The organism is Moorena sp. SIO3I6, assembly GCF_010672095.1.
This window is the reverse complement of the sequence record NZ_JAAHHU010000101.1, coordinates 1-12342: the sequence shown is the minus strand read 5'-3', so window position 1 is coordinate 12342 and position 12342 is coordinate 1. Positions and strand designations below refer to the sequence as shown.

General features: G+C 43.6%; 11 protein-coding genes. 7 read left to right on the top strand and 4 right to left on the bottom strand.

The genetic code is table 11. The features are described 5' to 3' along the window. Positions 1-620, top strand: a 620-nt coding sequence (locus F6K49_RS24200) for a calcium-binding protein (protein WP_293100756.1), incomplete at its 5' end; no start/stop codon positions are given. Positions 621-908: 288 nt separating this feature from the next. Here the strand turns inward: F6K49_RS24200 and F6K49_RS24195 are convergent. After that, positions 909-1058, bottom strand: a complete 150-nt coding sequence (locus F6K49_RS24195; protein WP_293100753.1) for a hypothetical protein — start codon at positions 1056-1058, stop codon at positions 909-911. Between the two features lie 340 nt (positions 1059-1398). Here F6K49_RS24195 and F6K49_RS24190 point away from each other — a divergent pair, with 340 nt between their 5' ends. Together F6K49_RS24190 and F6K49_RS24185 are read left to right on the top strand one after the other, a co-directional pair. Next, positions 1399-1542, top strand: a complete 144-nt coding sequence (locus F6K49_RS24190; RefSeq protein ID WP_293100750.1) for a hypothetical protein — start codon at positions 1399-1401, stop codon at positions 1540-1542. A gap of 330 nt (positions 1543-1872) precedes the next feature. Next, positions 1873-3183, top strand: a complete 1311-nt coding sequence (locus F6K49_RS24185) for a calcium-binding protein (RefSeq protein WP_293100747.1) — start codon at positions 1873-1875, stop codon at positions 3181-3183. A 93-nt stretch (positions 3184-3276) separates the two neighbouring features. On the opposite strand, the gene F6K49_RS24180 is transcribed toward F6K49_RS24185, so the two are convergent. From F6K49_RS24180 to F6K49_RS24170, 3 genes are all read right to left on the bottom strand, one after another. Beyond that, positions 3277-4803 carry a DEAD/DEAH box helicase family protein gene (locus F6K49_RS24180; protein WP_293100743.1) on the bottom strand — a complete coding sequence of 509 codons (1527 nt, stop codon included), beginning with the start codon at positions 4801-4803 and terminating at the stop codon, positions 3277-3279. A gap of 62 nt (positions 4804-4865) precedes the next feature. Next, the gene (pgeF, locus tag F6K49_RS24175; RefSeq protein ID WP_293029004.1) at positions 4866-5651 is read right to left on the bottom strand and encodes a peptidoglycan editing factor PgeF; all 786 of its coding nucleotides are present in this window, start codon (positions 5649-5651) and stop codon (positions 4866-4868) included. Between the two features lie 296 nt (positions 5652-5947). Further along, positions 5948-7960 (bottom strand): WD40 repeat domain-containing serine/threonine-protein kinase, encoded by a 2013-nt coding sequence (locus F6K49_RS24170; protein WP_293100740.1) that lies wholly within the window; start codon positions 7958-7960, stop codon positions 5948-5950. A 742-nt stretch (positions 7961-8702) separates the two neighbouring features. On the opposite strand from F6K49_RS24170, the gene F6K49_RS24165 reads away from it, so the two are divergent. The 4 genes from F6K49_RS24165 to F6K49_RS24150 all read left to right on the top strand — a co-directional run bounded on the left by F6K49_RS24165 (position 8703) and on the right by F6K49_RS24150 (position 12008). Further along, positions 8703-9155 (top strand): helix-turn-helix domain-containing protein, encoded by a 453-nt coding sequence (locus F6K49_RS24165; protein ID WP_293026083.1) that lies wholly within the window; start codon positions 8703-8705, stop codon positions 9153-9155. Between the two features lie 330 nt (positions 9156-9485). Continuing rightward, positions 9486-9725 (top strand): hypothetical protein, encoded by a 240-nt coding sequence (locus F6K49_RS24160; RefSeq protein WP_293026085.1) that lies wholly within the window; start codon positions 9486-9488, stop codon positions 9723-9725. 405 nt (positions 9726-10130) lie between these two features. Further along, complete coding sequence (locus tag F6K49_RS24155; RefSeq protein WP_293072262.1) at positions 10131-10904, top strand: ABC transporter permease; 774 nt, start codon at positions 10131-10133, stop codon at positions 10902-10904. 186 nt (positions 10905-11090) lie between these two features. After that, a complete protein-coding gene (locus F6K49_RS24150; RefSeq protein WP_293100736.1) occupies positions 11091-12008 on the top strand; it encodes an ABC transporter ATP-binding protein in 918 nt (305 codons plus the stop codon). The last annotated feature ends 334 nt before the right edge of the window (positions 12009-12342 follow it).

Here is a 12342-nt window from a genome sequence, read left to right as displayed (position 1 = left end):
CCTCAGTTTCTGGAGGTAATACCGAAACGATTCGCAGTTTTGAGAACGTCGAGGGCTCTCAGGGGGGTGAGACCATCATCGGTACCAGCGGCGCAAACCGTCTCGATGGTAATGGTGGTAATGACACCATCAATGGTGGTTTTGGAAACGATATTCTTTTTGGAGGTACCGGGAATGATAGCCTCAATGGTGGTTCTGGCAATGACAGCCTCACTGGCGCAGGTGGTAACGATACCCTAGTTGGAGGTTTCGGCTCAGATACCCTTAACGGTACTAACAGTATTCTCGACGGTGTTGGTGAAATTGATATCCTTGATCCTGGTGATTTTGGTGCCAGGGATCGGATTATCCTGGGCACCCGTGGCTCGATCTATTACAACGGTGCTGGTCTAGATTACGCTGTGATTGACAATTTCGACAGATTTAGCTTCGCTGGCGAAACTGACTCTGACAAGATCCAGATTTCCGGGTCATTGTCCAATTACAGCTTAAGCTCATTCACAGGTACAATATCTGGTGTTTCTATTACCAACGGTACTCGCATTAGCTTAGGTGCAGAAGACATTGCTTATGTCGATTCTATTGGTTTACTGACGGCTAATGACTTTATCTCAGTCTAGTCGCCAAGGCACTTTATCTAACCGGGTGACAAGTAGGATTGTTTGCTTTACTCGCTTTCTGAGTTTAGGGGAAAGCTGCTGATGGGATACCTGGTGAGAGGGGTGTTGGTACCAAGTTGCATTCATACCTAGCACCCCATCACCAGATCACCCGATCACCTTTTGAGGAATATATTATCTTAGGACTTACGACGTTTAGTGGGCTTCGTAAGTCTTAAGCTTAATTATACAGCTTATACCAACTTCAAGTAATATTGTTCAAGCAATATTTTTACACAGGAATCACTATCAATCCCGACAATACTCCATGATCACCTGATCATCCCACTTAAAACTGATCATCCTCCTTTGACCACTTGCCCTTAGACTCAGCCGCCCTGGGGCTACTCCTAGGCTTGACCTGATCACCCCTGGCAATAACTCCAACTGCTTACCCATCTCCACACCGTATTGAATACTACTATATCTAATTTCATCTCATCTTTATCAAAGCTTGACATAGTTAAAGGTTTAGTGAGTTTTTTGTAAAAGTTATAATTTTTATCTGAGTTAGATCTATAATCCGATTAGAGATAAGTCAGACATCAATAGCAAGAGTTAATTGAACTCCTAAATACTTAGATCCAGGTTAAAACTATCTGTATTCGATATATCAGTTCATGGTGCTCCATAAATCAAGGGGTCGATAGGGTCTAAGGAATTGGCGTTGCTGAATCGAGCAATGAATAGGAGTAGAGTGGGCATCCTGCCCGCCCGAAAATATATTGAAACTGGCAAAATGCCAGTTCCACGCAAGATGCCTATTCCACGGCAAGATGCCTATTCCACAGGTGCGACCCAAGGGCAATTTACTCGCCCTAGGAGGCGCGCACCTACTCTTAAAATCATTCCATTGTTAACCAATGCCAACGAATTGACTTGATCTACTTGATTGTTAGATGAACTGACCTGTTAATCAATCAACATATTATCAATAAAATCACGATTTAGTAGCGTTGAGTAATCAGGTTTTTAACGCTACTAACAGAGTAATTTTTGTGAGTTTTTGGAAATATGTAACGGTCAACATCAGGATTGTTGATCAAGATTACCCTTGATTTACCCATAAACTGGGTATCTTAAGTTCCACTATTAATAATGAGTATTTCTTGAAAAACTTTTCAGGATCTAACTCAGACAAATAGGGTGAATCTTTCCGAATCGAACAATCCACAAATTTTAAAACAATTGCAATCGTTCAGGAGCAAATGACATGGGAATTTACACTGGTAACGACTTAAACAACTACAAAAAAGCACACAAAGAACGTGGGTTCATATTCAAGAAATGGAAGTCTTGGACAATGTCCGGTCATGGTGGCAACGATACCCTGATTGGTGGCCCGAAAAACGACAGTATATATGGTAATGATGGTAACGACAGTCTTTCCGGTAAAGGTGGTAATGATTACCTCAGTGGTGGCTCTGGCAAGGACACCCTTTATGGTGGCTCTGGCAAGGACACCCTTTATGGTGGCTATGGCAACGACTACCTCTCTGGTGGCTCTGGCAAGGACACCCTTTATGGTGGCTCTGGCAAGGACACCCTTTATGGTGGCTCTGGCAAGGACACCCTTTATGGTGGCTCTGGCAACGACTTATTGGATGGTGGTACAGGCCGTGACCGGATGTATGGTGGCACGGGCAATGACCACTATGTGGTTAACAACACCAAGGATGTGGTCACCGAATACGTCAATCAGGGTATTGATACAGTCTTCTCCTCCATCAACTACACCCTAGGAGCCAACCTGGAAAACTTGACCCTGACTGGTAGTGCTGACTACGGCTACGGTAACAGCCTCAACAACATCATCCGTGGTAACAATTCCAACAACCTCCTCCGGGGGCATTCTGGCAACGACAAGCTCTATGGTGACTATGGCAACGACAAGCTCTATGGTGGCTATGGCAACGACAAGCTCTATGGTGGCTCTGGCAAGGACAAGCTCTATGGTAACTCTGGCAACGACTACCTCTCTGGTGGCTCTGGTAACGACTACCTTTCTGGTGGCTCTGGCAAGGACACCATAAAGGGTGGCTCTGGCAAGGACACCATAAAGGGTGGCTCTGGCAAGGACAAGCTCTATGGTAACTCTGGTAACGACTACCTTTCTGGTTACTCTGGTAACGACACTCTAATTGGTGGTACTGGCAACGACACCCTGACCGGCGGCTCTGGTAATGACTATCTCCAGGGTTATCAACGTAGTAGTCAAAAGGAACGGGACATTCTAACTGGTGGCACAGGTAAGGATACCTTCGTCTTAGGTAAGAATGGTTATATCACCGAGATTGGCTACATTGGTGATTTTGGCTCGGAATACGCCACCATCACTGACTTTGATTGGAAAGAAGGTGATAAAGTTCGCCTCGGCGGTGGTAAGAGTGATTACACTGTCAATAAGAGTTTCAATTTTAGTGGTACATCAGCAAAGGACACAGCTCTATATTACAAGGGAGACTTAATTGCTGTCTTCCAAGATGACACCAGCTTTAGTCTTAACCTTGATACGATATTTTAGGTTCAATAGAACTTAAGACGTTTAGTTAGTATTGCCTCCCTAATCTAGAGATTAGGGAGGCAATACTCCATTCTTATTACCTAATCATCCCACTCAAAACTCATCATCCTCATCTCCCCACTTGCCCTTAGACTCAGCCGCCCTAGGGCTACTCCTAGGCTTGACCTGATAACCCTGCTCTGGCAATAACTCCAACTGCTTACCGGTCTGGCTCCCTTCCGGCTGTTTGCGCCTTCGCGGTTGATTCTTGCTACCACCACCATGGCGACGCCAAGAGGTTCGTTCTTCAGAAGTATCCTCGGCTACTACTTCATACAATAACGCTACCTTCTCCCCATCTTTACCTTTACGCAATACCCGACCCAAGCGCTGGATATACTCCCGAGATGAACCGGTCCCTGACAAGATAATCGCTACTCGTGCATCGGGTACATCCACTCCCTCATTCAATACATGGGATGCCGCTAAACAGCGATACTCTCCTTCCCGAAATCGCTTCAAAATATCATGACGCTCTTTGACTGGGGTTTGATGAGTAATCGCGGGAATCAATAACTCTTGAGAAATCCGATAAAGTGTAGCATTACCATTGGTAAAAATTAACATCTTCTCTGGGTAATGCTGAGCCAGCAAATCTAGCAAAATCCTTAATTTTCCATCGGTACCTAAGGCAATTTCCTTGGCCTCCCGGTGAGCTAACATGGCACGGCGTCCGCTTTGCGATCGCGCACTTGCCATCACAAACTGCTGCCAACCTTTAATACTGCCGAGATGAATGTTGGAGGTCCGCAAGAAATCATTGCGCAACGTCATGCAAGAATTATAGCGATCGCGTTCTTTTTGGGAGAGCTTGACCTTAATCTGAATTACCTTATGGTCAGCTAGTGCCAAACCCGCCAATTGATCAGGGCTTTTCCGATAAACTTCTGGTCCTATCAAACCGTTAAGGTCCCAATGACGGCCATCGGAGCGGTCTGGGGTTGCTGTCAGTCCTAACCGATAGGGTGCGATCGCATATTCCGCAATCACCTTATAAAAATCCGTAGGTAAGTGATGACATTCATCAAAAATCACCAAAGCGTACCGATTCCCTAAGGTTTCCGCATGAATAGTGGCACTATCATAGGTGGCGATCAGGATCGGCGTGCGATCGCGAGAACCACCCCCCAACACTCCCACCTCCACATCTGGAAAGGCTGCTTCCAGTTGAGCATACCACTGGTGCATTAAATCTAGGGTTGGTACGACAACTATGGTACTACGAGGAGTGTCTTGCATTGCCAACTGGGCCAGATAAGTCTTACCTGCTCCCGTTGGTAGCACCACTACCCCTTTACGACCAGCTTGCTTCCATGCCAACAGAGCTTCCCGTTGATGGGGATAAGGTTCCATCTCAAAACTAGATACTAGTTCCAGAGGCACAAATTCCCTAGCATCATCAATAAAATCAACCTTTTCTCGGAGTAAGCTTTCTACCAGAGGACGATAGTGAATTCCTCTAATCCGAAACTTCTCTACCCGATCATCCCAAGTCGCATACTCCACCCAAGCTTTGCCCCTCGGTGGTGGATGCAAAATCAGAGTTCCCCGGTCAAAGGTTAATCTAGGGGTGCGTGGCATGGATTCAAGGACGTTTCTTTGCTATTGTCGTACCGGTTCCGTTGCTAGGCTTTGGCCTAGCTTCAATAGCTAATAATACCAGACCACTGAACTTTCTTAAGTTGATTACGGCGATAGGAAAAGAAACGCTCTGGTTCAGAGTAAGTGCAGTGGGGTGCGATCGCAATTTGTTCTGAATCAATGCCCAATTGTTCCAACTGTAAGACATTGACTCGCCGCACATCCAAGCGTACTCGTCCGGGTTTCGGGTCATCTAATATTGGGGAGTCGTCTAGCTGCTGCAACACCCCCAGAATTGATTCAGTGGTATCCCCTTGATCAGTAGATACAATACTAGCTCCCACTTCAGCCGCCACCGTTTCTGATACCTGATAGCATTCCCCGGTAATTGCTGGACCGAGAGCAATGCGTAAATTTTCTTTACGGCTACCATTGTTTAGCAATCGTGCGATCGCATTAGGAACAATCCGTTGAGCAGTACCCCGCCAACCCGCATGAATTGCTGCTACCTGTCCCGTTTCCATATCCCCAATCAGTAACGGCGTACAATCTGCTGTACAAACCCACACAGCTTGGTTAGCTTCCTCACTTATAATACCATCAGCCGGTGGTTTATTGGAGTCTGGCTCACCGTTTTGGGTACTTTCAATTTCCCCAGGAGTCAGTACTGTATTGCCGTGGACCTGTTTAACTCGATACACCTGGGCATCAGGCTGGAGTACATCCACCATTTCTTCAGGAGAACGGGGAGAAAATGCTGAGGAAAAGAAGCCGTGATTCCATTGCTTCAATAGGCTACTCGTTAAATAGGGCAAATTATTCCAAGTGTCCCAGTGCCAGGTATGCATTTAAATTGTGTTGACGGTTTACACTTTACACTTTACACTTTCTCCTTCTTAAGGTGTTGTGCATTTCAATTAGATATTATTTAATTATAGCTTTTATTGCATTTATGAGTTACACTTATAAACCTCAAATTCCCCCTTTTTAAGGGGGATTTAGGGGGATCCCTTTGTCCCTCATGGGAAATATAATTGCTATATCAAAAAAATAAAATTCTTTACCCCTGCTCCCTGCTCCCTGCTCCCTGCTCCCTTCCTGTCATAACCTAAAACTTTAACTTAAACCAGCTTACTGTCATAAATCAAGGCAACTTCCAAACTTTAATACTATCATCTCTACTGCCACTGACTAAGGTTTTTCCATCGGGACTAATCGCCAGAGAACTCACCCAGTTTTTATGACCAGTGAGGGTAGTTTTTAACTCCCATGTTTCTAAATCCCAAACCTTAATGGTATTATTGGCACTACCACTAACCAAGGTTTTACCATCCGGGCTAATCGCCAGAGAATGAACATAGTATATATGTCCAGTCAAGGTATTTTTTAATTCACCAATTGTCAAATCCCAAATTTTAATATTACGGTCTAGGCTACTACTAAATAACGTTTTACCATCAGGACTAATGATTAGAGAAACAACGGAATCTCTATGACCGGTCAGGGTCTTTTTTAGATCACCTGTATCCAAATCCCAAATTCTGATCGTATTGCCCCCATTACCACTAACTAAGGTTTTGCCATCAGGACTAATCACCACCGAACTAACCCAATTCGTTTCCCCCCTTAAGGTTTGTTTCAGCTTGCCAGTCGGTAAATCCCAAACTTTGATAGTGTGGTCATAACTTCCACTTACTAACGTTTTTCCATCGGAACTAATTGCAACAGAACTAATAAATCCCTGATGACCAGTAAGATTCTTTTTCAGCTGACCCCTTTTCAAATTCCAAATCTTGATAGTATTGTCATCACCACCACTAGCAATATTTTCTCCATCAGGAGTAATAGCGACAGAATAAACATTACCATCATGGCCATTAAGAGTTCTAACTAACTCACCTTTCGGCAAATTCCAAATTTTTACAGTATGATCATTACTACCACTTACCAAATAGTTACTATCAGGACTAACCGCAATAGAACGCACTGAGTTAGAGTGTCCATTGAGAGTAGTTTTGAGGTAGGTACTGCTGGGTAAACCAGCAATCAAAAAACTTAGATTAGACGGAAATGTTTTATACCGAAAATATCCATATCCTTGAGTAATTAATCCTAGAGATAATAAAGAAAATCCTCCCATCATCACTTGTTTTTTTAACTGGTCATTTTGTCTTAATGACGTTAAAAAATTCAGAAAAGACTCGTTATACTTAGAGGTTGATTGAGAGGGATTAGCAGAGGGCGCAGACTGAAGCTCCAACACCTCCAAGACTTGGTCTACAGACTGATAACGGTGCTGATAGCTTTCTGGGAGCAGCCGATCCATTATCCACCACAATTGTTCACTCACCGGTTGCTTTAAATGCTTTCGCCAACTATTTACCCAGCGATAGCCTTGTTTCTTCCACAAATCCCAAGGATGAACATTGGTCAGCAAATGAAAGCAGGTCGTGCCCAAACTGTATAAATCACTAGCAGCATAGGCTTTACCTCCCTCCATTTGTTCCATAGGCACATAGCCAAAGGAACCGATAGTGGTGCCAGTGATATTAGCCATGACCGTAGCCCTCAATTGCTTGGCTATCCCAAAATCGATTAATACTAGCTCAGTCTTTTTTTCAGATCCTTGAGCCGAAGCAGGACGGCGAATGATATTACCTGGTTTAATATCTCGGTGAATCACCTGCTGTTGATGGACAAACTTGAGAATAGTTAGCAATTCAAATAAAACATCCCTAATCTTGTCTTCACTGAACGGTCCTGCTTCTGCCAACTCTTGCTCTAAGGTTTTCCCCTCGATATACTCTTGGAGCAAATATAAGCGCTGATCTTCCTCAAAGTAAGCTAGCAAGGTAGGGATTTGGGGATGTTGTCCCAGCCTTTGCAATTGTTTGGCCTCTTGCTCAAATAATTCTCGTGCCTTCTTGAGTGCCTTCGTTCCCTCAATTTGGGGCGCTAGCTGCTTAATCACACAGTGTTCATCCAATTTGTCCCTATCTTCTGCCAAATAAGTTTTGGAAAAGCCCCCATCTCCGAGGGGTCGAATCGGAAGATAGCGGTTTTTCAGGAGTACTAGTTTGTTACCACAGCTTTGGCAAAACTGGTTATCATCCGGATTAATGGGATTCTGGCAATCGGGATTAAGACAGCAGATCATACTGGCAGGTCATCAGGGAATTTGGGTATGACTAGGCCATTAAGAGGGTAGTTTTTTCCTGTTGATTGTCCTCTTAAGAGGGAGCATGTCACAGTTAAATGACATACGGTAGTAATTACGGTAGAAATTCCCTGGTATCAGGATGCTTTTGGTAGATGCTAGTGGTAGATGCTAGCTCTAGATGCTAGCTCTAGATGCTAACCCTGGCTGTTGGCTAATCAGCTAAAGTAGCCGCGAAAGCTTTTCGGTTTCCGAGAGATTTGGCTAATTTGATTAAGTGATGGAATTAAGGATTTGAGCTGTTTAGCAATCCTTATGATTAAGGGTGCTGGTTAATTTACTTTCAATAAATGATTTTAGCAGAATTTTAGCAAACGCGATCGCAATCTGGTTAACCCGTTACAGGTTATTGGTTACAGGTTACAGGTGACCCGGTTACAGGTTACAGGTTAGGCGGTTATTCAACCTTGGCCTTTCGGCCACGCTACGCGAACAACCTTGGCCTTTCGGCCACGCTACGCGAACAACCTTGGCCTTTCGGCCACGCTACGCGAACAACTTTCAACCTATTTTTAGGTTACAGGTAACCCGGTTATTAAACCTTGGCCTTTCGGCCACGCTACGCGAACAACCTTCAACACTATTGAAACAACTGGACACGATATCACTTCTTTAAGGGAAGTTGTTATTTGGTCATTTTTATTATATACTATTATCGGAATAGTTATTTCAAGTCTCCTCAATGAGTAAGCACGTTGGTACTACTGAAGCCGCATCTCTGTTAGGTATTTCTTCTCGGCGATTGCGCCAACTCCTAGAGAAGGGTCGGGTTCGGGGTGCCTATAAAAGTGGGAAATTCTGGATTATTCCTCTGTTCAACGATTTGCCACAAATCACGAAAGGTACCCGTGGACCAAAAGGCAAATGGCGTACTACTCGTCCTCCTGCTTTGGCTAAGATTAATGTCAACCGCAATCGCATTGGCTCCAATAACCACAAAAGCCCTGAAGACCGGCTGCCAGTGATTTCAGTAAAACGAAGCGGCAACAATCTATACGGCAATCAGATCGAAATCATTGGTCCGTGTCGGATTGTCTATCAGCCAGATAATCCACTCGATTGTGGAGCTCGTTTATGGATCGAAACCTTCAGTGATGTCCACTTCATCGGTGGCAGTTTCCCTGCTACTAGCTGATACTGTTTAATCCCAGTCAACAGTAATTTTTCAAAAACAACTAGGAACTATACTTTGTCAAGAAAGTCATGGATTCATAGTGGGTACGGCTAACGGCTGATACCTTAATGCTTACCATGATGGTTCATTATGCCTAGGTATAAAATAACGACGCTACCAGATATAGCGCTACGCTTAGCGTCAGAAGTTAGAAGTCAGAAGTCAGAAGTAAGCTATGACTAGATTTCGGAGTTTAGGAATGTCCTAATCTAAATGCGTAGTGTTATATAATCTGATCTATCATTCTGTTATCCGATCTATTACTTGCGATCTATTATTTCTGAAACTACCATGAGAGCATCTAATCGAATTCCCCTAGTTTTGTTTCTACTGCGCCTCAGTGTTTTTATAGTAATGCTGATGTGGACAATCGATAAATTCGTGCGTCCTGAACATGCAGCTGCGGTCTATGAAAACTTTTACTTTATTAGTGGACTCGGTAACAGCATTTTTATTCTTATTGGCGCTATCCAGCTAGTAATCATCCTAGGATTTTTACTCTTAGTGGAAAAAACGATGGACTTATGGTAGCGTATTAGTATTTCATGGGAGATAAACTATCTCATCCTATCAGCAATATCTAAGCCCATTTACTGATCCTAATTTGCTATTTTTTGCCGCTTGGCAAATGTTAGCAGCTTGTTTTGCCCTTTATTATCTTAGAGACCTGGATACCTTGTTTGTTATCAATAGACGATAGGCAATATAAACACAAAAATCTTCCTTCTGGCGTTCAAGTTAAAAGTTAAAAGTTGAAAGTTGAAAGTTGAAAACGTTTACTAACCTAATGAGGTACACAAGATTTTTTTCATCTTACCTATTGCCTATTGCTAGCATGCCTATTCCCTGTTCCCTGTTCCCTGTTCCCTGTTCCCTGTTCCCTGTTCCCTAAAACCCAGGAATCTGTACCTAACCCAATTGAAAAGTGCTGTAATTATGAAATATTGGCGGGAAACCTGTGCTGTAGCACAGCGAATCTTGATTGAACTATGGCGAAGGCAGCGTAGCCTATTATTTTGGAGTATTTTTCCAATTACTGTGCTATTTCTCAACGGTTTGATTATGGCAGAACAGGCTGAGCTATCAACCGCAGAAGCATTTCAACGGGCTGCCCCAACTACTCTTGTGGGTGCTGCTTTGTTTTTTAGCTGCTTGGGGGGTAGCGTGGCAACAGTAGTCTCAGAACGAGAACAGCACATGCTCAAGCGTTTATTTATCTCTCCATTAGGCGGCATATCCTATTTCTTAGGAATTTTTTTGGCTCACAGCTGCATTGGTACAGGTCAAGGCTTAGTGGTTTATACCATAGCAGCATTTTTGGGGGCAAGGTTTCAAGGTTCCGTGTTGCTAGGGGTATTGATTATTTTCCTGAGTATTATTGCTTATGTGGGAGTGGGATTTTTTCTGGGAACTCAATTAGCGCGGCGGACTGAGGACGTTAATGCCTTAGTGGGAACCTTCGGTGTACCTCTATTAATTTTGGGGGGTGCGTTTTTACCAACTGCTTTGTTTCCGGAACAGTTACTGGAAATCGCTAAGTTTAACCCAATTTATCATATGAACGAAGCCTTGCTGGGAGTATGGGCTGATGGGAAGGGTTTGGTGGAAATAGAGTCTCATTTCTGGTTTTTGTTTGGCTTTGCCTCAGTGATGGTGATAGTCGCATGGTTGTCATACCAGGGGATGGTTCGGGTAGAGAGAAGATTGTGATTACCCACGGAATTTTTGTGCAGGGTAACCTAGTTTAAACCATTGAAAAATGAGGAGGCTTGCACAAACAAATAAACTTAAGTATAGTCGGGTCAGTTATCTATTAGCTAGTACTCCTATAAAATCATCCGATTATCGTAAAAAAAGTCTGATTAAATTGCCTTAGTATTGCTCAAGGTTTAACTAGTGCTAAATATCCATAAATTAAGTAAGTCTTACGGTAATCGAAACGTTCTGCGGGATTTAAGCCTAAATATTCCAGCAGGAGAAATATATGGTTTACTCGGACCCAATGGTGCGGGTAAGACAACTACTATCAATATCATCTGTAACTTACTACGAGCGGATAGTGGTGCGATCGCAATCAATAACCAACCAGTGTCCGAGGCAACGAAAAAGCTGATTGGGGTTGCCCCCCAAGAGAATTTACTGTATCAAACCCTTAGTTGTCAAGAAAACTTGTATTTTTTTGCTCGTCTGTATGGGTTAGATGGTCAGCAGTGCTCTAAACAAGTTTACGCTGCCCTTGCTGCGGTAAATTTATTAGAGCGGGCAAAAAGTCCGGTGGAAACCCTCAGTGGTGGGATGCAGCGACGGATGAATATTGCTGTGGCTCTAGTGCATCAGCCCAAATTACTGATCTTAGATGAGCCTACGACAGGCTTAGATATTGAAGCGCGATATGAAATTTGGGACTTGATTCGACGTCTTCAGGGCCAGGGAATTACTATTTTGCTAACCACTCATTCCCTTGATGAAGCAGAACGTCTTTGCCAGAGAATTGGCATTCTTAAACAGGGACAGATTGTAGCAGAGGGGAGTTTGCTTGAGTTACGGCAAAAGATTCCGGCTCAAGAAATTGTGGTAGTAGACACCCCTCAAGAAGAACAAGCGATCGCTCGTGCCCAGGAATTAGGCTTTACTCATCGCCGCTATGGAAATGATTTAGCCTTTTGGCTACCAGAGTCTTTAGACCTGAAGGATATTATTGCTTGTTTTGATGGGATTCCCCTCGATTCCATTGCTCGTCAGCCAGTGCGGCTGGAGTATGTCTATGTAGAGGTTACATCAAATCTGGGAAACAAGTTAGTGGTTAGTAGTTAGTGAGAGTGTGTTGATCTCTACTAACTACTGTAGGGGCCAACAACTGTTCGCCTCTACTAACCACCAACAAAAAACAACAAACTGGATATTGTGGGTGATTAACGATAACAATCTACAAACCATTCCCTCTGCAATTCTAAGTAAATTCCTCAAGGTTAATCAACCTGTTAGGGTTAATCAATGTTTTGTCTTCACAGGGATATTATAACCGATACTTTTTAGCTACCAAAATCTACCAAAGTATACTTTAGCCCGCCAATGCAAGCTGATTTTTCAGCCAGGGTGTATCTACCAAAGCTCTCAGGAATATCCCACGAGCGCCATTGATGTCACG

Bases quoted from the DNA above. Each gene is read 5' to 3' on its own strand.
- F6K49_RS24160 (WP_293026085.1), top strand. From the start codon at position 9,486: ATGAGAGCATCTAATCGAATTCCCCTAGTTTTGTTTCTACTGCGCCTC.
- F6K49_RS24165 (WP_293026083.1), top strand. From the start codon at position 8,703: ATGAGTAAGCACGTTGGTACTACTGAAGCCGCATCTCTGTTAGGTATT.
- pgeF (WP_293029004.1), bottom strand. From the start codon at position 5,651: ATGCATACCTGGCACTGGGACACTTGGAATAATTTGCCCTATTTAACG.
- F6K49_RS24185 (WP_293100747.1), top strand. From the start codon at position 1,873: ATGGGAATTTACACTGGTAACGACTTAAACAACTACAAAAAAGCACAC.
- F6K49_RS24195 (WP_293100753.1), bottom strand. From the start codon at position 1,058: ATGGGTAAGCAGTTGGAGTTATTGCCAGGGGTGATCAGGTCAAGCCTA.
- F6K49_RS24190 (WP_293100750.1), top strand. From the start codon at position 1,399: ATGCCAGTTCCACGCAAGATGCCTATTCCACGGCAAGATGCCTATTCC.
- F6K49_RS24180 (WP_293100743.1), bottom strand. From the start codon at position 4,803: ATGCCACGCACCCCTAGATTAACCTTTGACCGGGGAACTCTGATTTTG.
- F6K49_RS24170 (WP_293100740.1), bottom strand. From the start codon at position 7,960: ATGATCTGCTGTCTTAATCCCGATTGCCAGAATCCCATTAATCCGGAT.
- F6K49_RS24155 (WP_293072262.1), top strand. From the start codon at position 10,131: ATGAAATATTGGCGGGAAACCTGTGCTGTAGCACAGCGAATCTTGATT.